Here is a 23375-nt window from a genome sequence, read left to right as displayed (position 1 = left end):
CGCCTCCTTGGGGTGTCGCAATGAAGGAGTGGGAACGCATGAGTGGAAGTTTCTCGGAGGACGGAAGTGGAAGCCCCGAACAGCACCGCGTCCGTTGAGCTCGTCGTTCATGACGTCATCGCGGCGCCTGAGGTTGCCGCGATGTCGCAGTGGATCGACGCCATGGCCGCAGAGGAGGTGTGCGACGGCGCGCGTCGCCTGCTGCGTGCCGGCGGCCACGAGATCGCGCTGTTTTGCGTCGGCGAGCACGTCTACGCGCTGGCCGACAGCTGCCCGCACCAGGGCGCCTCACTGGTCACCGGCAAGCTCGATGGCGGCGCGCTGAGCTGCCGTGCGCACGGGCTGCGCTTCGATCTGGCCACCGGCTGCATGCGCGGAGCCCCGGGCTTCGGTGTGCGCGTCTACCCGGTCCGGATACACGATCATCGGGTCCAGATCGACCTGGCCCCATGACACGCATCACAGGAGTTCTTTTTTGCCTGCCCCCTCTGACTATCGGTTTGGTGCGCTGCAGGACCACACGGCCGTGACTTCGGACGCCCACAGCCATCCTGCTTGACCAGACGCGCATCGATCGCTTTGCCCAATGCCCTGCGGCCGAATGAGTTGGCCCTGACCGCCATGAGTGACGATGGAAATTGATGATGCGGGAGACGATCTGATCGTGCCGCCCATCAACGGACGAGTCGCTGCCGGCCGCTCGGCGGGCTTCCACACACCGAAGCCTGTCATGCACGCTCCTCCTGGCGAGTCGATCCTCGGGCTGTTCGAGAACCTCTTCGGTATCGCGCTGGCCATGCAGTGGCGCGCCCAATCTTCGCAGTGCCTATCAGCCGAGCAAAACGTCGGGCGGGCACTGCCAGTAAGAGGTGCGAGTCGGAACCGACGTGCAGGTGAGGTGTCCGCGTGCGTGTGTCCGGTTTGGGGCACGCAATCTTAGGATCCAAGAGGCCGCTCAGGGCCCGAAGCGGTCCTTCGATGCGAGAGGTCGACCGACTGCTATCCAGCGATCGCGGTCTGTCGTGCACCTGCAATTGACGTCCACTTCTTGCCAGTGAACTGCCCTTCAACGCGGCTGCTCCGACTGCCAGCGGGAAGAAAAGCTGGCCACAAAAGCCGGGGCGATTCAGTTCGCCCTGTGCTGTTAGCCTTGCATGGTCGGCAGGGCCTCTGCCACGCCAACTCCGGCCATCGTGCCCAAAATTTTTGAAGTGAACTCACCATGACCAGCCCGCTGTACAACGCCTCCGTTCCCGTCATGCAGCAGATGCTGCGCGCCCTGTCCGACGTGCTCAAGAAGGCCGAAGACCAGGCGACGCAGAAAAATATCGATCCCAACGCGCTGCTGCAGGCGCGGCTGTTCCCTGACATGTTTCCACTGGTACGTCAGGTACAGATCGCCGCAGACTTCTCCAAGGGCATTGCCTCCCGCCTGGCGGGTGCCGAGGTGCCGTCCTGGCCCGACACCGAGGTCAGCTTCGCCGACCTGCAAGCGTTGATCGCCAAAGCCTTGGCCCATATCGGCTCCTTCAAGCCTGAGCAATTCGATTCCAGCGAGAGCCGCGAGATCGTATTGCGCCCCGGCACCCCCAAGGAAAAGAAGCTGACCGCAAGCGCATACCTTCTGCACTATGGACTGCCGCAGTTTTTCTTCCACGTGACCACCACCTATGCCATCTTGCGCCACAACGGTATGGAGATCGGCAAGCGCGACTACATGGGTGCCTACTGACCCAAGACGGACAGGCGTTCAGCCACTCTGGCCACTGCCGCTCGAAGTGCAAGCCTGCACGGCAACCCCAATGTGTTGACGCACGACATCGGCACCTCATCGCTGGCGCAGGGTTGCACGGGGCAACGCACTACGGTGCAGGTCGAGCGCTACGACGGCGTGCTGCCACCGATTCGCGCCTTGGAGCCGCCAATGACGGTCCTCCGAGGGGCCTTCATCACCAGATGAAGGCCCCTTGAAGGCGCCGCCCTAGAGCCTGGGCCTGCCGGCACTCGAACGCGGTGTTCAACGGCCAGCGTACGGCAGCGACGAGTGATGCACGACGATGCGCAGCTTGCCGGCACCGTCCTTCACGAACGTCCAAGTCTTGTCGACCGTGGTGACCTTGCCGTCCGGGTCGGTGAATAGCACGTTACCCAGCGTGCTGGCCACGTCGCCGTGGATGAGCACGGCAGTGTTGGCAATCTCGCATTTCGTCCAGCCCTTCAGGGCGAAGCCGGTGTCGTTGGGAAAGGCAGGGTTGCCGCCCACGAAGTACGCCAGCGCGCCGTCGCGAGCGGTGCGAAAGGTCTGCGGCGATGTCGTGAGCGTCGGCTTGAACAGCACTGCGCCCAGCTGGTAGGCGTAGGCGCTGTCGATGACCTTCTCGGCCAGCGCCCTGGCGGCCGGCTGCCCTCCGCTGGAATTCGCGGCGCTGATGTCGACCAGCGCCTTGCACCAGGCCTGCTGGGCCCCCAGGACTTCCGCTTCCGTGATGCTCCGGTCGACGACTTTCTCCTTGGCGGCGACCGGCAAGATTGCCCCTGCGATCAGGAGGCTGGCGATGGCGCTGGGAATGAATTTTTTCATTTGGGTCTCCAATTGAAGTAGTTGGATACCGGAGCGGCCGGGTGGGTCGAGCCGAGACCCAAAGTGCATCCATACGACATGCACAAGGCATGATGCGCCGGCTGATTTGCTCTGAGTAAAAGATGCAAATGAAATGAATGGTTGTGCATTCGCGAGATAGCCAGGCGTGCAGGCCTGTCTCGTGGGACAGGTGTCGAACGAAAGCCATCCTCTCGGTCTGCACCAGAATTTCCTCCGACCTGCGAAGACCTCATCACATGCAACAACGTTTTCTGAATGCCTTGCTGGTTGCCCTCATCGCCAGCTTCGGCATCTCTGGCGATCCGGCACACGCCCAGGCCCAAACGACGCCCAAGGTGCAGCCCGGCGAGGGGCGGCCTTACGAGGTTGTCGACAGCGAGGTATGGGACGTGCCCGATCCGGTTTCAGGCCGCGGCTACCAAGTCTTCATTGCTTTGCCGCCGTCCTATGCGAAGCAGCCGCGCCAGCGCTACCCCGTGCTGTATGTGACTGACGCCGACTACGCTTTCCCGATCGTCCGGCAGTTGGGGCGCCGCCTGAACGTCGAAGGACCTCAGATCGAGGAATTCATCCTCGTCGGCCTGTCTTACGCAAAGGGCGAGGACGGCGCGGTCAGCCGCCAGCGCGACTACACACCGACACCGAACGGCCCCAGCACCGCGCCTGCCAATGCGGTCCACGGTCAGGCGCGCGCCTATCAAGAATATCTGCGCAACCAGGTAAAGCCGTTCATCGCCGCTCGCTACCGGGCCGACCCGGCCAGAACAATCTTTCTCGGTCACTCCTACGGCGCCCTGCTTGGGATGCAGATCCTTTTCACCGAGCCCGGCTTGTTCAGCGGCTATATCCTCGGCAGCCCATCTCTCTGGTACGACAAGCGACATGCCTTGAAGCTCGAAGCGAGCTACGCCAAACAGAATCGGGACCTGAAGGCGAATGTCTATCTTTATGTCGGCGCCTATGAGGCGCTGCGCAAAGGTGTTCGGCGCTACAACCAGACGGTAGACATGGTTGCCGACAACCAGACGCTGGAGACGACGCTACAGAGCAGAAAGTACCCAAGCTTGAAGCTGAAGTCAGCGGTCCTGAACGACGAGGACCATCTCACCGTCGCGCCGCGTGGCTTCACGCAGGGCATGAAGTATCTGCTCTCGGCGCACTGACAAATCACAGCGAGACGATGCAGCCGGGCGATCACTTGACATGAATTCTGGGTGAGAACTTTGCCATCGGCGAGCTCGCCTCGCACGTCGGCATGCCAGCCAAATACCGCGCCATCGTGCCGGTGCCCGTCTCTGAAAGGGTCGTGCCGTCAGTCGCACCGTATCCGGGCTATCGACCGAAAACTTCCAATCACTGCATGGCCAGGTCCAGACCCATCCAATTGCAAAATTCAAAGGTGAGGAAGAGCACGAGGAACGCAGAAGCGACGAACGCCCCGCCCACCTTGATGGATGTCAGTACCACTGCAGCTGTCTTCTGATTCTTGTCCTTCTGTCCCCGTTCGTAATGCCACTTGACGGCTAAATACATGCCCACGCTGAGCACGAGAACCTTGAAGATAACAAAAGAGATAGGGATTGAATTCATGATTGAAGGGATATCAATGGTGACGGACGGCGAAGTGCCCGAGTGCGGCGATTAGCTCAATAGACCGATGAAGAAACGGAAATTCAATCAATCTAACGAAACGGTTGCGGTGAGCTAAATGGGCGTCCGCAAGGCGCGTCGAAAGGCACGCAAGACATGGGTCGAAAGGCGGAGCAGTCTGCCTGCACCACAGAAGCACTCTCATCGTGCTGTCGAGTGTTCATCTTCCAGGCTGATACGTACAGAACCAGATCAGCTGAAAATTTCCGTATCAGATGCAAGGAGGCCGGTAGTCGCGCCGGGACGGGTCGACGTCTGATATGACAATCTCTGAAGCGGTCCAGAACGACCGTATCAGAAAGAGATGCCCATGAACCGCTACGAGAAGCTTGCCGACAACATCGCTCAGCGTATTCGCGCGGGTAGCCTGAAGGCGAACGATCGCCTTCCCTCCGTGCGCGAACTGAAGTCGCAAATGGGCATCAGTGCGTCCACCGTGTTCTCTGCTTACTACCTGCTGGAGGCGCAAGGACTTGTCGAAGCTCGGCAGCGGTCGGGATACTTCGTTCGAGCAGGCGCGGAAATGCCGACCAACGAACTCGCCGCCAGCGAGCCTGTCCTGCGGTCCATGTCGGTCGACGTCTCGTCGCTTGTCTTTCAGGTCCTTGCGCAGGCTCGCGAGCGCGATATGGTCCCGCTCGGCTCGGCCTTTCCGTCGCCAGAACTGTTTCCCTTCGAGCAACTTGCCGCCGGCCTGACGCGAGCGCTCAAGCGGATGGATCCTTGGCAGACCGTCGAGGATTTGTCACCAGGAAACGTCCAATTGCGCCATCAGATCTCCCTGCGTTACGGCAGCGTCGGGATGGATGTTCCTGCGTCTGAACTGGTCATCACCAGCGGGGCGATGGAAGCCCTCAATCTTGCGCTCGAATCGGTGACGCAGCCAGGCGACCTCGTGGCGATCGAAACGCCAACCTTCTATGGTGCGTTGCAGGCACTGGAGCGCCGCGGTCTTCGCGCGGTCGAGGTTGAGACCCACCCGCGAACAGGCGTAGATCTCGACTCTCTTGCTCGCGTGATCGACCAGCATCCGGTGAAGGCCTGCTGGTTCATGCCGACCTTCCAGAATCCAATGGGCTGCACCATGAGCGACGCAGCCAAAGAGCAACTGGTCAGCATGCTCGCCACCCGCGCCATACCGCTGATCGAAGACGACGTGTACGGCGAGCTCGCGCATGGGGCTCGGAGACCGCCACCAGCCAAGGCCTGGGACCGGGATGGCTGGGTGCTGCACTGCAGTTCTTTCTCGAAATCCCTGGCACCCGGATATCGCATCGGTTGGGTAGCGGGCGGTCGCTTTGCAGCCACTTTGGGTCGGAACAAGTTGATGAGCTCGCTGGCGACGGCACTCCCCTCGCAACTGGCGTTGCAGGAGTACCTGCAACACAAGAGTTTCGATCGTCACCTGCGCGCCCTGCGGCATTCGCTCAGCCGCCAGCAGGCTGCATGCTTGCGATTTATCGATCGATACTTTCCAACTGGAACGCGGGTCACGCGCCCCGAGGGTGGCTATTTCCTGTGGCTCGCGCTGCCAGAAGGTGTCGACTCGCTCGCACTGCACCAGGACGCTCTTCGGCTCGGCATAGGCGTAGCGCCGGGCCATTTGTTTTCAGCCGACCGCCGATACACCCGGCACCTGCGCATCAACTACGGGTATCTCGGCGACCCGCGCTTGGAAGGGGCTATCAGGAGTCTTGGAGATCTCGCCAACGCGCAGCTGAAATCTACAACTGGAAAATCGGGGCCCATCTTCGAGGAACGTTCGTCGAGACCCTAGTTAGCGTCCATGCAGGTCGAGGTCCGCCGCCTTCGACTGACTCTCAACGTCACGCGCGCCGCTTCCGTCCAGTCGCGGCTTAAAGAACCCGCAGCACCTCAAACTGCTGTCGGATTGGAGCGACCTGTATCGACACCTCATCACCCTCGCATTTGCCCAGCATTGCCCTACCCAAAGGGGCTTCGCCGCTGATGACCTGAACAAGCTGAGTGCCGCTGACCAACGTCATGCTGCCCCCATCCGGGCCGAGAAAGAGCTGTTGCTGCTTGTCGTCGGAATCGACCAGGCAGACCAGTGCGCCGAGCCGTATTCCTATGCTGGCGTCGTAGGGGCGCGGGCGGAATTGGCGCCAATTGGCCATCGCCTGGCGTATGGCTTCGGCGCGCCGAGCTTGGCCGGTGGCCAGGTAGGCGGCTTCGAGTCCCAATGTGTCGTATTTGTTTTCGGCGATGTTCTCTTCGTGAGTCGCCGTTTCATGGGCTGCCCGCACTGCCTGTTCGGCTTGCAGCAGGTCTTCGGCGAGCCGTTCCAGCACCTGCTGTTGCAGCAAGAATTTATCCATGACGAAAGGTCGGTATCTCAAACAAGCGGGGGGCAGATTTTGATTATGAAGGGCTCCAGAAGCCTTCGACGCTTCTGTGGGCTGCAGGTTAACTTCAGCTATGGATCTGAAGGCGACGGTCAGACGTCGTAACTGAAAGGCAGCGCGCAGTCTGACGCGAACATTGAACGCAGTCATACCAAAGTCGACCGCGACCGACACCGGTCCTTCGGACCTCAGCCTGCCCACCGCTCGCCTCTCACGAAAGCTCAGTGGTACGCCCCGCACATCCATCTGCAATCCACCACAGCGGTCGAACCGCCAACCCCACAGCCGCAGTCATCGTGCACAGGGCGCCGGGTGCTCCCCGCAGCGAAATCAAGGAGGAGCCGAAGGCGGGGGACATTCGCGGAGGGGAGTACCCGGTGTCCTGTGCACGCACCCCGAAGGCCCCCGACCAAAGCCGTCAACGCACCGCGACAGCTAAGGAAACCCCCGATATATGAATGGTCATTGACCCCCTAGCATCGAGCGCTGCTCGCCTGTCAAGGTGTACGGATCGCGTCCCGGCGTCCGCCCGGTGACCTGGCGCCTGCCTCAGCTGCCCTTTCCTGCGATGACAACTCCTCCCGAGTCCGGCCCCACGCTGGACGCCGCCAGTCCCCTCCCCCCCGACATCGAAGCCGCCGACGAACCCACCAAGGTTCCCCTCGCCATCGAAGACTGGCTCACGGTCCTCATCATGGGCGCGCTGGCGCTCATCACGTTTGCCAACGTCATCGTGCGCTACTTCACCGACTCGTCCTTCGCGTGGACGGAAGAGTTCTCGGTGTTCCTCATGATCATGCTGGCGCTGGTGGCCGGCTCGGCCGCCGTGGCGCGCGACCGGCACATCCGCATCGAGTACTTCTCGGAAAGCGGCTCCATGGCGCGGCGCAAGCGTCTGGCCCAGTTCGGCGCGCTGATGATCGCCATCCTGTTCGCGCTGATCGGCGCGCTCAGCATCCGCATGGTCTGGGACGACTACCGCTTCGAGGAAACCACGCCCGGCATCGGCCTGCCCGCCTGGTGGTATTCGATCTGGCTGCCCATCGTGTCCTTCGCGATCGCGGGGCGCGCCATCGGCCTCATGGTGCGCCGTGGCCGCAAGACCAACTACAAGTCTGACGACAGCGACAGCAAGAAGGGCGACGCCAAGTGATCGCCACCCTGCTCTTCGTCGCCTTCGTGCTCATGATGCTGGTGGGCGTGCCCATCGGCGCCGCGCTCGGACTGGCGGGCGCCGCCTGCATTGCGCTGGCCAACGCCGACGCCCAGTGGTTCGGCCTGCTGGCCGTGCCGCAGAACTTCTACGCCGGCCTGGGCAAGTACCCACTGCTGGCGATTCCGATGTTCGTGCTGGTGGGCTCCATCTTCGACCGCTCGGGCGTGGCGCTGCGCCTGGTCAACTTCGCCATCGCCATCGTGGGCCGCGGCCCCGGCATGCTGCCGCTGGTGGCGATTGCGGTGGCCATGTTCCTGGGCGGCATCTCGGGCTCGGGCCCGGCCAACGCCGCCGCCGTGGGCGCGGTGATGATCGCGGCCATGAGCCGCGCCGGCTATCCGGCCGCGTACTCGGCCAGCGTGGTGGGCGCCGCGGCGGCCACCGACATCCTGATTCCGCCGTCGGTCGCGTTCATCGTGTACTCGGTGCTGGTGCCCGGCGCCTCGGTGCCGGCGCTGTTCGCGGCCGGCATGATCCCCGGCGTGATGGCCGGCCTGGCGCTGATGATTCCGGCCGTGTGGCTGGCGCGCAAGCACAAGATGGGCGCGCTCGAATCGACGCTGCCGCGCCCGCCGTTCTGGAAGAGCTTTCGCGAAGCGATCTGGGGCCTGGCGGCGCCGGTGCTCATTCTGGGCGGCATGCGCGCGGGCTGGTTCACGCCCACCGAGGCGGCCGTGGTGGCGGTGTTCTACGGCCTGTTCGTGGGCATGTGCATCCACCGGACGATCAAGGTGCGCGACCTGTTCGTGATCTTGCGCGAGTCGGGCGAGCTGTCGGCGGTGATCCTGCTGGTGGTGTCGCTGGCGGGCATCTTCGCGTACTCGCTCTCGACGCTGGGCGTCATCGATCCGGTCACGCGCGCCATCGTGAATTCGGGGCTGGGCGAGTACGGCATCCTGGCGCTCCTGATCCTGCTGCTGATCACCGTGGGCATGTTCCTGGACGGCGTGTCGATCTTCCTGATCTTCGTGCCGCTGTTGCTGCCCATCGTGCAGCACTACAAGTGGGACCCGGTGTGGTTCGGCGTGATCCTCACGCTGAAGGTGGCGCTGGGCCAGTTCACGCCGCCGCTGGCGGTCAACCTCATGGTCTCGTGCCGCATCGCCAAGGTGCGCATGGAAGAAACCGTGCAGTGGGTGGGCTGGATGCTGTTCTCGATGTTCGTGGTGATGGTGCTGGTGATCGCCTTCCCCGAACTCGCGCTCTGGCTGCCGCGCAAGCTGGGCTACTGATTTTTTCGATCCATCGACAGACCAAGAGGAGACCTCTCTCATGAAATTCCGCCGCACCCTGCTGGGCCTTGCCGCCGTCGCCGCCACGCTCGGCCTGTTCTCGACCGGCGCGATGGCGCAGGCCACCTACAAGCCCGAGTACAAGATGTCGCTGGTGCTGGGCCCGCCCACGCCGTGGGGCCAGGCCGGGAAGATCTGGGCCGACCTCGTGAAGGAGCGCACCCAGGGCCGCATCAACATCAAGCTGTACCCGGGCGTGTCGCTCATTCAAGGCGACCAGACGCGCGAGTTCAGCGCGCTGCGCCAGGGCGTGATCGACATGGCCGTGGGCTCGACCATCAACTGGTCGCCGCAAGTGAAGCAGCTCAACCTGTTCTCCATGCCCTTCCTGATGCCCGACTACGCGGCCATCGACGCGCTCACGCAGGGCGAGGTGGGCAAGGACATGTTCAAGACGCTCGACAAGGCCGGCGTGGTGCCGCTCGCCTGGGGCGAGAACGGCTTCCGCGAAATCACCAACTCGAAGAAGCCGATCAAGTCGCCGGCCGACATCAAGGGCATGAAGATCCGCGTGGTGGGCTCGCCCATCTACTCCGACATGCTCACCGCGCTGGGCGCCAACCCCACGCAGATGAGCTGGGCCGACGCACAGCCCGCGCTCGCCAGCGGCGCGGTCGACGGCCAGGAGAACCCGCTGTTCCTGTTCACCGTGCTCAAGATGCACACGGTGGGCCAGAAGTTCGTCACCACCTGGGGCTACGTGGCCGACCCGCTGGTGTTCGTCGTGAACAAGGAAATCTGGGCCTCGTGGACGCCGGCCGACCAGGCCATCGTGCGCCAGGCGGCGCTCGACGCCGGCAAGCAGGAAATCGCCATCGCACGCAAGGGCCTGGTCGAAGCCGACAAGCCGGTGCTGAAGGACATCGCGGCCATGGGCGTGACGGTGACCAACCTCACGCCGGCCGAGCGCGACGCCTTCGTGAAGGCCACGCGCCCGGTGTACGACAAGTGGAAGTCGACCGTCGGCGTCGACCTGGTGGCCAAGGCCGAGAAGGCCATCGCCGCGCGCGCGAAGTAAGCAGCCGCGCATCGCCGTGGATCGGGGGCGGCATGACAATGTCGCCATGCACACCCTGATCATCGACACGGACCCCGGCGCGGACGACGTGATCGCGCTGCTGTTCGCCCTGGCGGCGCCCGAATCGCTGGCGATTCAGGCGCTGACCACGGTGGCGGGCAATGTTCCCCTGGCCAAGACCTCGCGCAACGCGCGCCTGGCCTGCGAATGGGCCGGACGGCCGGAACTTCCGGTCTACGCGGGCGCCGAACGGCCCCTGCAGCGCACGCCCATCTACGCCGCCAACATCCACGGCCGCGAAGGCCTCACGGGCGTGGCCGTGCACGAGCCCGCCGTGCCGCTGGCCGAAGGCCATGCCGTCGACTATCTCGTGCGCACGCTGCGCGCCGCGCCCGAGCACAGCGTGACGCTCGCGATGCTCGGCCCGCAGACCAACCTCGCACTGGCCCTCGAACAGGCGCCCGACATCGTGCGCGGCCTGCGCGAGCTGGTGCTCATGGCCGGCGCGCATTTCAACGGCGGCAACATCACGCCGGTGGCGGAGTTCAACGTGTTCGCCGACCCGCATGCGGCCGAGGCGGTGCTGAAAAGCGGCGTGCCGATCACCATGCTGCCGCTGGACGTGACGCACAAGATCCTCACGAGCGACGCGCGCATCGCGCGGCTGCGCCAGCTGGGCAACCGCGCCGGCGCGATCGTCGCCGACATCCTCGACGCCTACGCGCCGCAGGAGATGGCCCACTACGACATGCCCGGCGGCCCGGTGCACGACGCCACCGTGACGGCCTACCTGCTGCGGCCCGACCTGTTCCAGGGCCGCCGCATCCACGTCGAAGTCGACAGCCGCGAGGGCATGGGCTTCGGCCAGACCGTGGCCGACTGGCACGGCAGCCTGAAGCAGCCGGCCAACGTGCAGTGGGTCATCGATGGCGATGCGCAGGGGTTCTTCGACCTGCTGACGGAGCACATCGCGCGGCTGCCCTGAGCCTCAGATCAAGCCCCATGAAAAAAGCCACGCTGCGGACAGCGTGGCTTTTTGTTTGGGTGCGGCAGCGAATCAGTGCTGCAGGATCTTGTTGAGGAAGTCCTTGGTGCGCGGCTGACGGTTTTCCGGGTGATTGAAGAACTCGTCCTTCGGGCAGTCTTCGAGAATCTTGCCGCCCACGTCGATGAAGATCACGCGGCTCGCAACCTTGCGGGCGAAAGCCATTTCGTGCGTGACCACCATCATGGTCATGCCTTCCTTGGCCAGGCTCACCATCACGTCGAGCACTTCGCCGACCATCTCGGGGTCGAGCGCCGAGGTGGGTTCGTCGAACAGCATCACGATCGGGTCCATGCTCAGCGCACGGGCGATCGCCACGCGTTGCTGCTGGCCGCCCGACAGCTGGCCCGGGAACTTGTCCTTGTGCGCCATGAGGCCCACGCGGTCGAGCATCTTCAGGCCGCGGGTCTTGGCTTCGTCGGGCGTGCGGCCCAGCACCTTGATCTGCGCGATCGTGAGGTTCTCGGTCACCGACAGGTGCGGGAACAGCTCGAAGTGCTGGAACACCATGCCGACCTTGGAGCGCAGCTTGGGCAGGTTGGTCTTGGGGTCGTGCAGCGGAATGCCGTTGACGGTGATCTCGCCCTTCTGGAAGGGCTCGAGCGCGTTCACGGTCTTGATGAGCGTGGACTTGCCGGAACCCGACGGGCCGCACACCACCACCACGTCGCCCTTGGAGATGTTCACCGAGCAGTCGTTGAGCACCTGCACCGGGCCGTACCACTTGGAGACGTTCTTGATTTCAATCATTTTTTCGGACATTTGTTTCTCTCCGGTTCAGTTCAGCCACTCAATCAGCGAATGATGGCGATTTTCTTGTGCAGGCGTTTCACCAGCCAGGAAAGGGCGTAGCACATGGCGAAGTACACGACCGCCGCCAGCAGGTAGGCCTCGATCGGACGACCGAAGTTCTTGCCGGCCGTTTCGAAGCCCTTGAGCATGTCGTAGGCACCGATGGCGTAGACCAGCGAGGTGTCCTGGAACAGGATGATGGTCTGCGTGAGCAGCACCGGCAGCATGTTGCGGAAGGCCTGCGGCAGCACCACGAGGCGCATGTTCTGGCCGTAGGTCATGCCCACCGCCTGGCCCGCGTTCACCTGGCCGCGCGGGATCGACTGGATGCCGGCGCGCATGATCTCGGAGAAGTAGGCCGCCTCGAACGCCACGAAGGTGATCACCGCCGAGATTTCGGAGCGGTAGTTCGAGCCGAGCGAACCGAACATCGAATAGAACGACGCTGGCACCAGCAGGAAGAACCACAGGATCACCATCACCAGCGGGATGCTTCGCATGCCGTTGACGTACAGGGCCGCGGGCGCATCGAGCCACTTCTTGCCCGACAGGCGCATGAGCGCCAGGATCGTGCCGAAGATCACGCCACCAATGGTGGCCACCACCGTCAGCATGATGCTGAAGTAGAAGCCCTTGATGACGAAGTTGCTGATGACGTCCCAGTTGTAGAAGGACAGGTCGAGATTCATCATGTCAGTGTCCTCCGCCACCAGCGCTGGCCGAGACGATGAAGCCCGGCACGCGGGTCTTCTTCTCGATGAACGCCATGAGCCGGTTGATGGCCAGGGCCGACACCACGTAGCACGCCGTCACCGCCAGGTAGACCTCGATGCCGCGCGAGGTTTCTTCCTGCGCCTGCATGGCGAACATGGTGAGTTCGGTGACCGACACGGCGAACGCGACGGACGAGTTCTTGAAGATGTTCATCGTCTCGCTCGTGAGCGGCGGGATGATGATGCGGTACGCCATCGGCAGGATCACGTAGCGGTAGTACTGCGGCGTGGTGAAACCCACCGCCATGCCCGCGTAACGCTGGCCCTTGGGCAGCGCCTGGATGCCGGAGCGCACCTGCTCGGCGATACGCGCCGAAGTGAAGAAGCCCAGTGCCAGCACCACGAGGATGAAGCTCGGCACGCCCTTCATCACGGGGATGAGCGCCGGAATCACGTGGTACCAGAGGAAGATCTGCACCAGCAGCGGGATGTTGCGAAAGAGCTCCACCCATGCATTGCCGAAGCGCACCAGCCACGGACTGTCGGGCAGCGTGCGGATGATGCCGATCAGCGAGCCCAGCACCAGCGCGACGATCAGCGCCAGCAGCGCGACCGACACCGTCCAGCCCCAGGCCGAGAGCATCCATTGCAGGTAGCTCGGATATTCCCCCCCGGGGTCTTGCAGGAAGACCTGCCAATCCCAGTTTCCCATGTGTGTTTACTCCTTCAGCTTCTTTTCGAAAAACCGTCCCTTGAAAAGAAACGCCCACCGCGAAAGGTGGGCGTCCATTCACGCAGCGACGCGCGCTTATTCCTTGGTGACGTACTCTTCGGCCGGCTTGTCGTTCGGGTTGGCCCACGCGTTCTTGGTGGCTTCGCCCAGCGGCAGGTTGATGGTCACGTTGGCCGGGGGAATCGGCTTGAGGAACCACTTGTCATACAGCTTGGCGAGTTCGCCCGACTTGGCCTGGGCCTTGATGCTGTCGTCCACGGCCTTCTTGAAGGCCGGGTCGTCCTTGCGGATCATGATGGCGATGGGCTCCACGGCCAGCACGTCGTTCAGGATCTTGTAGTCCTTGGGCGACTTCGACTTGGCGGCCAGGGCAGCCAGGATCGAGCCGTCCATCACGAAGGCGTCGGCACGGCCGGTTTCCAGCAGCAGGAAGCTGTCGGAGTGGTCCTTGCCGTAGACCTCCTTGAAGGTCAGGTTCTCGGCGCGCTTTTGCTTGCGCACGGTCTGCAGCGGCGTGGTGCCGGTGGTGGTGGCGACCGTCTTGTCCTTCAGGTCGGCCAGCGAGTTGATGCCCGAGTTGGCCTTGACGACGATCTTGGTTTCTTCGACGTAGGTGGTCACGCCGAAAGCCACGTCCTTCTGGCGGGTGGCGTTGTTGGTGGTGGAGCCGCACTCGATGTCCACGGTGCCGTTCTGCACGAGGGGGATGCGGTTCTGCGAAGTCACGGGCTGGTACTTGACTTCGAGCTTCTTGCCGGCGGCCTTCTCCAGGTCCTTGATGATGTTGGCGCAGACGTCGTAATGGAAGCCGGTGTACTGGCCATTGCCGAGCGTGTACGAAAGGCCGGAGGACTCACGCACGCCTTCGGTGATGGTGCCCGAGGCCTTGATCTTGGCCAGGGTGTCATTGGCCTGTGCAAAGGCGCCGCTGGTGGCGAGCGCTGCGACAGCCAATGCCAATACTTGTTTTTTCATACGAAAAGCTCCTGAGGGTGACTGAAACAAATAGAACGAAATTCTAGACACTCGCATTTTGCGGGATACCCGGACCAACCCGGTGCATTCCACGGGCATCGCCGCCCGCCTCGCACCGGCCGCGCCCATCGGGGCGCCAGCCTGGTGCAATCCAGACATTTCGCATTGTCCGACTTTCACTAAGCAGCCTTTGTGCCCGGCATTCGGGCGGCTGTGCGTGGCGCAAGCAGCGACCGGCGATCCCCGGCGTGCAACGGCCGAAAAAAACTGCCGCGACTGTAGTGGCGCCGTGGCCGGGCCGCCAATGCTGATTGCGGGGGGGTCGTATGCGTGGTGCTTATAGATTGTGCAGCGCACAAATTCACAACCATTCACACTCGCCCGCTCATTGCGGCGGCTGGGTTCCGACCAGGTAGGACCACAGGGCGTCGGCCGTGCGCTTGGGCTGCAGGCTTTCGGACAGCCCGGCCCGGGCCGCCGAGCGGCCGGCGCCGCCCTTCACCGGGACCGGCGCGGTGGGCCGCTCGCGGTAGGCGCGGATCTCCATCTTGGCCTCGAGGCTGTCGATCTCGGGCGGCAGCGCACTCACCAGCTTGCGCGCCTTGATCTCCTTGCGCACCGCGCTCTGCGGCAGGAAGGCGATGCCGTGGCCTTCGAGCGCCATCACCTTCAGGCCTTCGGCCATGTCGGTCTCGTAGACGCGGTCGAGGTGGATGGCGGTGCCCGACTCTTTCAGCAACTGGTCGACCACGCGCCCCAGGTAGGCGCCCGGCGCATAGCCCAGGTAGGGCAGCGGCTGGCCCGGTCGGCCCGGCAGCCGGTAGCGCGGCGCGCCCTCGGCATCGGCCTTGACCCAGGGGGCGACGGTTTCCTCGCCCAGGCTGACCATCTCGTACTTGGTGGCGTCCAGCTGCAGCGGCTGCGAGGGGTGGTGGTAGGCAATGAGCAGGTCGCAGCTGCCTTCGACCAGCCGCAGCACCGCGTCATGCACGTTGAGCGCGATCAGCCGGCTCTTGATCGGCCCGAAGTGCTCGCGCAGGCTGGTGACCCACGAGGGAAAGAAGGTGAAGGCCAGCGTGTGCGGCACGGCGATCTCGATCACGTCCTGGCCGGCGGCCGAGTGGCCGCGCAGCATGGCGCGCGTGCTCTGCAGCGACTGCAGCATCTCGATGGCCTGGCTGTAGAGCGTCTGGCCCGCGGGCGTGAGGCGCGTGGGGTAGGAGCTGCGGTCGACCAGGTCGGTGCCGGCCCATCCCTCGAGCGCCTGGATGCGCCGCGAGAACGCCGGCTGCGTCACGTGCCTCAACTGGGCCGAGCGGCTGAAGCTGCGGGTTTCCGCCAAGCTGATGAAGTCTTCGAGCCACTTTGTTTCCATACGCGGCGATTATGCGAGCGCCGCGCCATACTGGGCGCCCCCTCCTTTTCCCGCATGCGCCATGCCTTTCGACGACCTGCCTGAGCTCAGCGCCACCGAACTTTCGCGCAAGATCGCGGCCCGCGACGTGTCCTGCCGCGAGGTGATGCAGGCGTCGCTCGCCCGCATCGACGCGCTCAACCCGCGCTTCAACGCCATCGTCTCCCTGCGCGACCCCGCCCAGTTGCTGGCCGAGGCCGACGAACGCGACGCCGAGCTGGCGCGCGGCGAACGGCGCGGCTGGATGCACGGCTTTCCGCTGGCCGTGAAAGACCTGAGCCACGCCGCCGGCCTGCCGACCTCGATGGGCTCGCCGCTGTCGCCGCGCTCGCCCGCGCGCACCGACAGCCTGCATGTGGCGCGCATGCGCGCGGCCGGCGCCGTGGTCATCGGCAAGACCAACACGCCCGAATTCGGGCTCGGCTCGCACACCTACAACACGGTGTTCGGCATCACGCGCAACGCCTACGCGCCCGATCGCAGCGCGGGCGGCAGCAGCGGCGGCGCGGCCGTGGCGCTGGCCCTGGGCATGCTGCCCGTGGCCGACGGCAGCGACATGATGGGATCGCTGCGCAACCCCGCCGCCTTCAACAACGTGATCGGCCTGCGGCCCTCGCGCGGTCGCGTGCCCGGCGACCCGGAGCAGGAGCTCTTCTTCCAGCAGCTGGGCTGCGAGGGTCCGATGGGCCGCACGGTGGAAGACACGGCCCGGCTGCTGGCCGTGCAGGCGGGTTTCGACACGCGCGTGCCGCTGTCGTCACCGCACGCCCTGCCCTCGCCCGACGACCTGCAGCTGGACGGCGACGGGCGCGGCCTGCGCATCGGCTGGCTCGGCAGCATCTGGCCGGAGCTGCCGCTGGCGCCGGGCGTGCGCGAACTCGGCGAGCTGGCGCTCGACACCTTCCGCACCATCGGCTGCGAGGTCGAGCCCTGCACGCTGGACGTGCCGCGCGAGCACAACTGGAGCGCCTGGCTGCGATTGAGGCAACTGCTGGTGGGCGGCAAACTCGGCGCCTACCTGAGCGACCCGAAGCTGTTCGCGCAGCTCAAGCCCGAGGCGCAATGGGAGATCGAGCAAAGCCGGCACCTGGACGCCGCCTCGCTGTACCAGGCCTCGCACTACCGGTCGAACGTGTACCGCGCGTTCCTGAAGCTCTTCGAACGCTTCGACTTCGTGGTCGCGCCGACCGCGCAGGTGTTCCCGTTCGACGCCGAGCTGCACTGGCCGGCCGAGGTGAACGGCGTGAAGAGCGACACCTACCACCGCTGGATGGAGATCGTCACGCCCTTCACGCTGGCCGGCCTGCCCACGCTCAATGTGCGCGCGGGCTTCGGCGACGGCGGGCTGCCGATGGGGCTGCAGCTGGCCGGGCCGATCCATGCCGACCTCGACGTGCTGCGGCTGGGCCATGCCTACGACCAGGCCTGCGGCTGGGCGGCGCGGCGCCCGCCGGCCTTGTCCTGATCGGTTCTGATCAGATCGGCGTGAGCACGCCGCGCCCCGCGAAGTGCCCTTCGGCGTTCGCGAGGAAGTGGTCCACCGACTTCTGCGTGGCCTCGGGCGACCAGCCCGCCATGTGCGGCGTGAGCAGCACGTTGTCCAGGCCGACGAGCGGCTCGGGGCGCTTGGGTTCGCTCTCGTACACGTCCAGGCCCGCGCCCGCGATGCGGCGCTCGCGCAGCGCCTTCGCCAGCGCCTCGGTGTCGACCACGCTGCCGCGGCCGATGCTCACGAGGTAACCCTGCGGCCCCAGCGCGTCGAGCACCTCGGCGTTAACCAGGTGCTTCGTGGCCGGCCCGCCCGGCGCGGCCAGCACCAGGAAGTCGGCCCAGGTGGCGAGCGACTTCAGGTCGTCGAAGTAGCGGTGCGTGGCGCCTTCGCGCGGCTTGCGGTTGTGATAGCCGATGGCCATGTCGAAGGCGGCGGCGCGCTTGGCGATCTTCTGGCCGATGGTGCCCAGCCCCAGGATGCCGAGCTTCTTGCCCGACACGTTCGGCGGCTGCGGAATGGCTTCGCGCCACACGCCTTCGCGGCACAGGCGGTCGAGCGTGCGGAACTCGCGCACGATGCTGATGAGCAGGCCGAAGGCGTGGTCGGCCACGCAGTCGTCGTTGGTGCCCGCGCCGTTGGCGGTGGCGATGCCGCGTGCCCGCGTGACCTCGAGCGGCACGCCTTCGTAGCCCGCGCCCATGCAGCAGACCAGTTCGAGCGCCGGCATGGCGTCGATCTCGGCGGGCGTGAGGCCGATGACGCCGATGGTCAGCACCGCGCGGAACTTGCTACCGTGCTCGGCGATGGCGGCGGCGCGCTGCGCATCGCCGAAGGCGTAGGTCATGTCGTAGACCTCGGCAATCTGGGCCTGGTGGGCGCTCGAGAGGCTGTTGAGCACCAGCAGGGGAATCTTGGTCGACACGTCTGAACTCCTGGGGTCGGTGAAAAGAAAGAAGGGGTGAATGATCGGGCTAGAGCATCGGCACTGCTTCGCTCTTCTGCAAAGCCCACATCTGCGCATAGCGGCCCTGCTGCGCGAGCAGATCGGCGTGCGTGCCGCGCTCGACGATCACGCCCGATTCGAGCACCAGGATCTCGTGCGCCTCGACCACGGTCGAGAGGCGGTGCGCGATGACCAGCGTGGTCTTGCCCTGCGCGGCGCTGCGCAGCTCCGACTGGATCGCGCGTTCGTTGGCCGAGTCGAGCGCCGAGGTGGCCTCGTCGAAGATCACGATCGGCGGGTTCTTCAGCAGCGTGCGCGCGATGGCCACGCGCTGCTTCTCGCCGCCCGAGAGCTTCAGGCCGCGCTCGCCCACCGTCGTCTCGTAGCCCTTGGGCGTGGCGGCGATGAAGTCGTGGATGCGCGCGGCGCGCGCCGCCCCTTCGACCTCGTCGCGCGTGGCGCCGGGGCGGCCGTAGGCGATGTTGTATTCGACCGTGTCGTTGAACAGCACCGTGTCCTGCGGCACGATGCCGATGGCGCGGCGCACGCTGGCCTGCTGCACGGCGCGGATGTCTTCGCCGCCGATGGTGATGCGGCCCTGCTGCACGTCGTAGAAGCGGTACAAGAGGCGCGCCAGCGTCGACTTGCCCGAGCCCGACGGGCCGACCACGGCCACCGTCTTGCCGGAAGGAATCTCGAAGCTCACGTGCTTGAGGATCGGGCGGTCGGGCTCGTAGGCGAAGCTCACATCCTCGAAGCGGATGGTCGAGTCGGTGCCCGCCAGCGGCTGCGCACCGGGCGCGTCGCGCACCTCGCGCTCCTTTTCCATCAGCACGAACATCTTGTCCAGGTCGGTCAGGCTCTGCTTGATCTCGCGGTAGATCACGCCCAAAAAGTTGAGCGGAATGTAGAGCTGAATCATGAAGGCGTTGACCATCACCAGGTCGCCCAGCGTCATGCGCCCTTCGACCACGCCCGAGGTGGCGCGCCACAGCATCAGCACCAGGCTCACGGCGATCAGCAGCTGCTGGCCGGTGTTGAGCATGCTCAGCGTGCGCTGGCTCTTGATGGCGGCCTTGCGGTAGCGGTCGAGGCTGGCGTCGTAGCGCTTCGCCTCGAAGTCTTCGTTGTTGAAGTACTTGACCGTTTCGTAGTTCAGGAGCGAATCGACCGCGCGGCTTTGCGCCATCGAGTCGAGCTCGTTCATGGTCTTGCGAAACTGCGTGCGCCACTCGGTCACCGTCACGGTGAAGGTGATGTACAGCACCAGCGCCGCGCCCGTGATCCACACGAACAGCGCATCGAACTTCACGCCCAATATGGTGAGCACCAGCGCCAGCTCGATGATGGTGGGCACGATGCTGTACAGCGACATCGAAATGAGCGAATGCACGCCGCGCGTGCCGCGCTCGATGTCGCGCGTCATGCCGCCGGTCTGGCGCTCCAGGTGAAAGCGCAGGCTCAGCGCATGCAGGTGGCCGAACACCTGCAGCGCAATGCTGCGCGCCGCGCCCTCGGTGGCCTTGGCGAAGATCAGCTCGCGCAGCTCGTTGAAGAGCGAGGTCGAAAAGCGCAGCAGCCCGTAGGCCACGAGCAGCGCCATCGGCACGACGAGCAGCGCCTGCGCCATGTCGGGCTTGGGCGTCATCGTGTCGACGAGGTTCTTGAGCAGCACCGGCACGCCCACGTTCGCCACCTTGGCCGCGATCATGAAGCCGAGCGCGGCGATCACCCGCCACTTGTACTGCCAGAGGTAGGGAAACAGGCGGCGCAGGGTCGCCCAGTCGGAACGGTCGGAGCGCGCGGGCGGGTGGCCGCCGGGCGCATGGGGAGAGGAGGAAAGGGCTTCGCCGCTTCGGCGCATGGGGGACAATCGTGGGTGTTGTTGTTGCTTCAGATTGTGCCCATGTCCTCCCCTTCCAGTGCCGCTTCCGCCGCAGCGGCCGCCGCCGCCACCCTCAAGAGCCTGCCCACCGACATGGAGCTGGTGCTCAAGGTCATCCCGATGCCGGCCGACTGCAACGCCAACGGCGACATCTTCGGCGGCTGGGTCATGGCGCAGTGCGACCTGGCCGGCTCGGTGATCCCGGCGCGCTACGCCAAGGGGCGCCAGGCCACCGTGGCGGTCAACGAGTTCATCTTCAAGCAGCCGGTGCGGCTGGGCGACATCCTCTCGTTCTATTCGAAGCTGGTGCGTGTGGGCCGCACCTCCATCACGGTGACGGTCGAGGTGTTCGCCGAGCGCTTCCGCGCCCAGGGTGAGTACATCAAGGTGACGCAGGCCACCTTCACCTACGTGGCCATCGACGACAACGGCCGCCCCCGCCCGATCGAACAGCCGGCGGCCTGAGCCGCCTTCAGGCGACGCCCATGCCGGCGTCGCGCACGCGCTCGAAGCACTCGAACTCGCGGTTGATCCAGCGCGCGTCGCGCCGCTCCACGCGGCGGATATAGACCGACTGCACCACGTCGCGCGTGTGGGCGTCGATCTCGACCGGCCCGCGCGGGCTGTCCAGCCGCAGGCCGCGGAACGCATCCACCAGCCGCTCGGCGCCCGCCTTGCCGCCGCGCGCGCCCGGCGCGCTCAGCGCGGCGTCGATGGCCGCGAGCCCGTCGTGCGCCGCCACGGCGAAGTAGCCCGGGCGCAGGTGGCTGCCGTACTCGGTCTCGAAGGCGCCCGCGAAACGCCGGTTGGCCGGCGACTCGTGGGCGAAGGAATAGTGGTGGCTGGTGACCAGCCCCTCGGCCAGTTCGCCGATGCCGTCCAGGTAGTGGTCGTCGGTGGCGTCGCCCGTCGCGAGCAGGCGGATGCCGGTGTCGGCCATGCCGCGGTCGCGCCAGAACTTCAGGAAGATAGCCGGCATCTGGCCCGAGGGCAGGAAGAAGAACACGGCCTGCGGCTTCAGCTCGCGCAGGCGCAGCATGTAGGCCGAGTAGTCGAGCGTGTTCAGCGGCACGCGCAGCATCGCGCCCACGCGCCCGCCGCCCGCGGTGATGCCGGAGACGAAGGCGCTTTCGGCGTCGACGCCCGAGGCGTAGTCGGCCACCACGGTGCACACGTCGCGCAGCCCCTGCTGCAGCGCCCAGCGCGCCAGCGGCGCCGTGACCTGCGCGATGGTGAACGACACCCGCACCATGAACGGCGAGCGCCCGGGGATGCCCGAGGAGGCGGCGTTCATGATCACGGTCGGCACGCGCGCCTGCGTGGCAACGGTACCGACGGCGTAGGCGTTGGAGCTGAAGTCCAGCCCCGTGAGCAGGTCGACGCGCTCGCTCTCGATGAGGTCCTGCGCCTGGCGCCGTGCCTGTTCGGGCGCGCTGCCGGGCACGTCGCGGCGCAGCAGCTCGACCGGTCGGCCTGCGATCTGCTGCTTGTGGTCGGCCAGCCAGACCGCCATGCCGGCGTCGAACTGGCGCCCGCCGCCCGCATAGGGCCCCGACCACGAGCCGATGACCCCGATGCGCAACGGCCGCACGCGCGCCAGCACCAGCGAGGGCGCCGCGAGCGAGCCCGCGAGTAAGCCCAAAGCATGCCGGCGCGTCGGCCCGAATGCTACTTTTTCAGTAGCACGCATCGCCCGTGTGGCGGGCGCTGTGGGCGGGTTGATGTCTGGAGCAGGCACGAGGAACAGTGTACGCAGGCACCGTCCGCAGGCAAGTCCACGGAAGGCTTAGACCTTCGAGAAATCGGGCTTGCGCTTCTCCATGAACGCACCGAAGGCTTCCTTGGCAGCAGGCTCGCGCAGCATGCGGCCGAAGCTCGCGCCTTCTTCGCCCATGCGCTCGAGCACGGCGGGCATCTGCGCCTTCTTCAGCAGGCGCTTGGTCTCGATCAGCGCGCTCAGCGGCTTGGCCGCGAGCTTGCGCGCCTGCGTCTGGGCGATGCCATTGGCTTCGGTCGGCGGCACCACGCGGTTGACCAGGCCCACTTCGAGCGCGGCCTCGGCCATGAAGGGCTCGCCCAGCAGCAGGGCTTCGGCGGCGCGGTGGTAGCCCAGCATCTGCGGCACCAGCAGGCTCGACGCGGCCTCGGGGCACAGGCCCAGGTTGACGAAGGGCATCGAGAACGCCGCGTTGTCGCCTGCGTAGACGAGGTCGCAGTGGAACAGCATCGTGGTGCCGATGCCCACGGCCGGGCCGCACACGGCGGCGACGATGGGCTTGGGGAAGGTGGCGATGCCGCGCAGGAAGCGGAACACCGGCGACTCCTGCGTGGAGGCCGGGCCGTTGAGGAAGTCGCCGATGTCGTTGCCGGCGCTGAAGATCGTCGGGTCGCCCTGGATGAGCACGCAGCGCACGGCCGCTTCGCTCTCGGCCGTGGCGAGCGCGTCGGCCAGCGCGGCGTACATGCTGCTGGTGATCGAGTTCTTCTTGTCGACGCGGTTGAAGGTGATGGTCATCACGCCGGCTTCGGTGTGGACGAGGATGTCGCTCATGGAAAGATCCTTGGGTAGGTAAAACGGGGGGCGACGCGCTCAAGCGTCGATGGCTTCGCGGACGAAATCGAGGCGGTCCTGGCCCCAGAACATCTGGTCGCCGACGAACATGGTGGGGGCGCCGAACACGCCGCGCTCCACCGCCTCCTGCGTGACCGCCTTGAGGCGGTCTTTCACTTCCTGCGCGCCGGCCAGCGCGAGCAGGCCCGCGGCGTCGAAGCCTGCATTTTGCAAGACGGCGCCGACGGTCGCGGGGTCGTTGAGGTTCTTCGGCTCGACCCACATGGCATGGAACACCGCGTCGATGTAGGCACCGAAGCGTTCGGGCATCTTCATCTGCACGCCGGTGGCGCCGCGCATCAGCAGCAGCGTGTTGATCGGGAAGTGCGGGTTGTGCACGAAGGGCACGCCGTAGCGCCTGGCGAAGCGCTGCAGGTCGGTCGTGAGGTACGGGCCCTTGGCCTTGATCTCGGCGGGCGAATGGTTGCCCGTGGCCTGGAACACGCCGCCCAGCAGCATGGGCTTCCAGACCAGCTCGGCACTGGTGTCGGCGCACACGTGCGGCAGCTGCGTGGCGGCCAGGTAGGCGGCGGGGCTGCCGACGTCGAAATAGAACGCGACGGATTTCGTCATGGGTGTCGTCTCCTTGGGTCTGTGCGCCGCGATGCGACGCGAAGCGCGGCGTCGG

The 23375-nt window shown here is 65.5% G+C and carries 23 protein-coding genes; 10 read left to right on the top strand and 13 right to left on the bottom strand.

Features of this window, described 5'->3' with window-relative positions:
- Positions 1-66: 66 nt before the first annotated feature.
- Positions 67-453, top strand: a complete 387-nt coding sequence (locus AC3WQR_RS02150; protein WP_492741012.1) for a Rieske (2Fe-2S) protein — start codon at positions 67-69, stop codon at positions 451-453.
- Between the two features lie 769 nt (positions 454-1222).
- On the top strand, positions 1223-1732 hold the full coding sequence (locus tag AC3WQR_RS02145; protein ID WP_062471023.1) for a DUF1993 domain-containing protein: 510 nt from the start codon (positions 1223-1225) through the stop codon (positions 1730-1732).
- Between the two features lie 285 nt (positions 1733-2017).
- Here AC3WQR_RS02145 and AC3WQR_RS02140 read toward each other — a convergent pair whose 3' ends face one another.
- Positions 2018-2581 (bottom strand): metal-independent carbonic anhydrase family protein, encoded by a 564-nt coding sequence (locus AC3WQR_RS02140; RefSeq protein WP_070060194.1) that lies wholly within the window; start codon positions 2579-2581, stop codon positions 2018-2020.
- 257 nt (positions 2582-2838) lie between these two features.
- Here AC3WQR_RS02140 and AC3WQR_RS02135 point away from each other — a divergent pair, with 257 nt between their 5' ends.
- The gene (locus tag AC3WQR_RS02135; RefSeq protein WP_492741011.1) at positions 2839-3765 is read left to right on the top strand and encodes an alpha/beta hydrolase; all 927 of its coding nucleotides are present in this window, start codon (positions 2839-2841) and stop codon (positions 3763-3765) included.
- Between the two features lie 190 nt (positions 3766-3955).
- Here the strand turns inward: AC3WQR_RS02135 and AC3WQR_RS02130 are convergent, their stop codons facing one another.
- The gene (locus tag AC3WQR_RS02130; protein ID WP_062471033.1) at positions 3956-4192 is read right to left on the bottom strand and encodes a hypothetical protein; all 237 of its coding nucleotides are present in this window, start codon (positions 4190-4192) and stop codon (positions 3956-3958) included.
- Positions 4193-4562: 370 nt separating this feature from the next.
- On the opposite strand from AC3WQR_RS02130, the gene AC3WQR_RS02125 reads away from it, so the two are divergent.
- Positions 4563-6029: an aminotransferase-like domain-containing protein gene (locus AC3WQR_RS02125; protein WP_492741010.1), complete on the top strand. Its 1467-nt coding sequence runs from the start codon at positions 4563-4565 to the stop codon at positions 6027-6029.
- Between the two features lie 79 nt (positions 6030-6108).
- Here the strand turns inward: AC3WQR_RS02125 and AC3WQR_RS02120 are convergent, their stop codons facing one another.
- Positions 6109-6591 (bottom strand): GreA/GreB family elongation factor, encoded by a 483-nt coding sequence (locus AC3WQR_RS02120; protein ID WP_447741001.1) that lies wholly within the window; start codon positions 6589-6591, stop codon positions 6109-6111.
- A gap of 595 nt (positions 6592-7186) precedes the next feature.
- Here AC3WQR_RS02120 and AC3WQR_RS02115 point away from each other — a divergent pair.
- Genes AC3WQR_RS02115 through AC3WQR_RS02100 form a run of 4 tightly spaced genes read left to right on the top strand, consistent with a single transcriptional unit; the run spans position 7187 to position 11129 of the window.
- Positions 7187-7771 carry a TRAP transporter small permease gene (locus tag AC3WQR_RS02115; RefSeq protein WP_139701448.1) on the top strand — a complete coding sequence of 195 codons (585 nt, stop codon included), beginning with the start codon at positions 7187-7189 and terminating at the stop codon, positions 7769-7771.
- Positions 7768-9066, top strand: coding sequence for a TRAP transporter large permease (locus AC3WQR_RS02110; protein WP_307635951.1), 1299 nt, complete (start codon positions 7768-7770; stop codon positions 9064-9066). Before AC3WQR_RS02115 ends, AC3WQR_RS02110 begins: the two co-directional genes overlap by 4 nt.
- A 40-nt stretch (positions 9067-9106) precedes the next feature.
- Complete coding sequence (locus AC3WQR_RS02105) at positions 9107-10144, top strand: DctP family TRAP transporter solute-binding subunit (RefSeq protein ID WP_062471046.1); 1038 nt, start codon at positions 9107-9109, stop codon at positions 10142-10144.
- Between the two features lie 46 nt (positions 10145-10190).
- Complete coding sequence (locus AC3WQR_RS02100) at positions 10191-11129, top strand: nucleoside hydrolase (protein WP_492741009.1); 939 nt, start codon at positions 10191-10193, stop codon at positions 11127-11129.
- 72 nt (positions 11130-11201) lie between these two features.
- Here AC3WQR_RS02100 and AC3WQR_RS02095 read toward each other — a convergent pair whose 3' ends face one another.
- From AC3WQR_RS02095 to AC3WQR_RS02075, 5 genes are all read right to left on the bottom strand, one after another.
- The gene (locus AC3WQR_RS02095) at positions 11202-11939 is read right to left on the bottom strand and encodes an amino acid ABC transporter ATP-binding protein (RefSeq protein WP_056576214.1); all 738 of its coding nucleotides are present in this window, start codon (positions 11937-11939) and stop codon (positions 11202-11204) included.
- A 44-nt stretch (positions 11940-11983) separates the two neighbouring features.
- Complete coding sequence (locus tag AC3WQR_RS02090; protein WP_062471052.1) at positions 11984-12673, bottom strand: amino acid ABC transporter permease; 690 nt, start codon at positions 12671-12673, stop codon at positions 11984-11986.
- Position 12674: 1 nt separating this feature from the next.
- Positions 12675-13406: an amino acid ABC transporter permease gene (locus AC3WQR_RS02085; RefSeq protein WP_062471055.1), complete on the bottom strand. Its 732-nt coding sequence runs from the start codon at positions 13404-13406 to the stop codon at positions 12675-12677.
- A gap of 96 nt (positions 13407-13502) precedes the next feature.
- On the bottom strand, positions 13503-14402 hold the full coding sequence (locus AC3WQR_RS02080; RefSeq protein ID WP_062471058.1) for an amino acid ABC transporter substrate-binding protein: 900 nt from the start codon (positions 14400-14402) through the stop codon (positions 13503-13505).
- Positions 14403-14787: 385 nt separating this feature from the next.
- Positions 14788-15777, bottom strand: a complete 990-nt coding sequence (locus tag AC3WQR_RS02075; RefSeq protein WP_062471061.1) for a LysR substrate-binding domain-containing protein — start codon at positions 15775-15777, stop codon at positions 14788-14790.
- Positions 15778-15838: 61 nt separating this feature from the next.
- On the opposite strand from AC3WQR_RS02075, the gene AC3WQR_RS02070 reads away from it, so the two are divergent.
- Entirely contained in the window at positions 15839-17281 is a 1443-nt protein-coding gene (locus tag AC3WQR_RS02070; RefSeq protein ID WP_492741008.1) for an amidase, read from the top strand.
- Between the two features lie 10 nt (positions 17282-17291).
- On the opposite strand, the gene AC3WQR_RS02065 is transcribed toward AC3WQR_RS02070, so the two are convergent.
- Positions 17292-18230, bottom strand: coding sequence for a 2-hydroxyacid dehydrogenase (locus AC3WQR_RS02065; RefSeq protein WP_492741007.1), 939 nt, complete (start codon positions 18228-18230; stop codon positions 17292-17294).
- Between the two features lie 49 nt (positions 18231-18279).
- Positions 18280-20115: an ABCB family ABC transporter ATP-binding protein/permease gene (locus tag AC3WQR_RS02060; protein WP_492741006.1), complete on the bottom strand. Its 1836-nt coding sequence runs from the start codon at positions 20113-20115 to the stop codon at positions 18280-18282.
- Between the two features lie 42 nt (positions 20116-20157).
- Here AC3WQR_RS02060 and AC3WQR_RS02055 point away from each other — a divergent pair, with 42 nt between their 5' ends.
- Positions 20158-20601: an acyl-CoA thioesterase gene (locus AC3WQR_RS02055; RefSeq protein WP_070060209.1), complete on the top strand. Its 444-nt coding sequence runs from the start codon at positions 20158-20160 to the stop codon at positions 20599-20601.
- Between the two features lie 7 nt (positions 20602-20608).
- Here AC3WQR_RS02055 and AC3WQR_RS02050 read toward each other — a convergent pair whose 3' ends face one another.
- The 3 genes from AC3WQR_RS02050 to AC3WQR_RS02040 all read right to left on the bottom strand — a co-directional run bounded on the left by AC3WQR_RS02050 (position 20609) and on the right by AC3WQR_RS02040 (position 23320).
- Positions 20609-21727: an ABC transporter substrate-binding protein gene (locus AC3WQR_RS02050; RefSeq protein ID WP_139701560.1), complete on the bottom strand. Its 1119-nt coding sequence runs from the start codon at positions 21725-21727 to the stop codon at positions 20609-20611.
- A gap of 195 nt (positions 21728-21922) precedes the next feature.
- On the bottom strand, positions 21923-22687 hold the full coding sequence (locus AC3WQR_RS02045) for an enoyl-CoA hydratase (protein WP_070060210.1): 765 nt from the start codon (positions 22685-22687) through the stop codon (positions 21923-21925).
- Between the two features lie 39 nt (positions 22688-22726).
- Positions 22727-23320 (bottom strand): 2-hydroxychromene-2-carboxylate isomerase, encoded by a 594-nt coding sequence (locus AC3WQR_RS02040; protein ID WP_492741005.1) that lies wholly within the window; start codon positions 23318-23320, stop codon positions 22727-22729.
- Positions 23321-23375: the final 55 nt, after the last annotated feature.

This window comes from Variovorax sp. FW305-3-2-15-B-LB1 (assembly GCF_058787635.1).
This window is presented reverse-complemented; position numbering and strand designations above follow the sequence as displayed.

Excerpts from the sequence above, each read along its gene's own strand:
- AC3WQR_RS02145 (WP_062471023.1), top strand. The coding sequence starts at position 1,223 with ATGACCAGCCCGCTGTACAACGCCTCCGTTCCCGTCATGCAGCAGATG.
- AC3WQR_RS02140 (WP_070060194.1), bottom strand. The coding sequence starts at position 2,581 with ATGAAAAAATTCATTCCCAGCGCCATCGCCAGCCTCCTGATCGCAGGG.
- AC3WQR_RS02135 (WP_492741011.1), top strand. The coding sequence starts at position 2,839 with ATGCAACAACGTTTTCTGAATGCCTTGCTGGTTGCCCTCATCGCCAGC.
- AC3WQR_RS02130 (WP_062471033.1), bottom strand. The coding sequence starts at position 4,192 with ATGAATTCAATCCCTATCTCTTTTGTTATCTTCAAGGTTCTCGTGCTC.
- AC3WQR_RS02125 (WP_492741010.1), top strand. The coding sequence starts at position 4,563 with ATGAACCGCTACGAGAAGCTTGCCGACAACATCGCTCAGCGTATTCGC.
- AC3WQR_RS02120 (WP_447741001.1), bottom strand. The coding sequence starts at position 6,591 with ATGGATAAATTCTTGCTGCAACAGCAGGTGCTGGAACGGCTCGCCGAA.
- AC3WQR_RS02115 (WP_139701448.1), top strand. The coding sequence starts at position 7,187 with ATGACAACTCCTCCCGAGTCCGGCCCCACGCTGGACGCCGCCAGTCCC.
- AC3WQR_RS02105 (WP_062471046.1), top strand. The coding sequence starts at position 9,107 with ATGAAATTCCGCCGCACCCTGCTGGGCCTTGCCGCCGTCGCCGCCACG.
- AC3WQR_RS02100 (WP_492741009.1), top strand. The coding sequence starts at position 10,191 with ATGCACACCCTGATCATCGACACGGACCCCGGCGCGGACGACGTGATC.
- AC3WQR_RS02095 (WP_056576214.1), bottom strand. The coding sequence starts at position 11,939 with ATGATTGAAATCAAGAACGTCTCCAAGTGGTACGGCCCGGTGCAGGTG.
- AC3WQR_RS02090 (WP_062471052.1), bottom strand. The coding sequence starts at position 12,673 with ATGATGAATCTCGACCTGTCCTTCTACAACTGGGACGTCATCAGCAAC.
- AC3WQR_RS02085 (WP_062471055.1), bottom strand. The coding sequence starts at position 13,406 with ATGGGAAACTGGGATTGGCAGGTCTTCCTGCAAGACCCCGGGGGGGAA.
- AC3WQR_RS02080 (WP_062471058.1), bottom strand. The coding sequence starts at position 14,402 with ATGAAAAAACAAGTATTGGCATTGGCTGTCGCAGCGCTCGCCACCAGC.
- AC3WQR_RS02075 (WP_062471061.1), bottom strand. The coding sequence starts at position 15,777 with ATGGAAACAAAGTGGCTCGAAGACTTCATCAGCTTGGCGGAAACCCGC.
- AC3WQR_RS02070 (WP_492741008.1), top strand. The coding sequence starts at position 15,839 with ATGCCTTTCGACGACCTGCCTGAGCTCAGCGCCACCGAACTTTCGCGC.
- AC3WQR_RS02060 (WP_492741006.1), bottom strand. The coding sequence starts at position 20,115 with ATGCGCCGAAGCGGCGAAGCCCTTTCCTCCTCTCCCCATGCGCCCGGC.
- AC3WQR_RS02055 (WP_070060209.1), top strand. The coding sequence starts at position 20,158 with ATGTCCTCCCCTTCCAGTGCCGCTTCCGCCGCAGCGGCCGCCGCCGCC.
- AC3WQR_RS02045 (WP_070060210.1), bottom strand. The coding sequence starts at position 22,687 with ATGAGCGACATCCTCGTCCACACCGAAGCCGGCGTGATGACCATCACC.
- AC3WQR_RS02040 (WP_492741005.1), bottom strand. The coding sequence starts at position 23,320 with ATGACGAAATCCGTCGCGTTCTATTTCGACGTCGGCAGCCCCGCCGCC.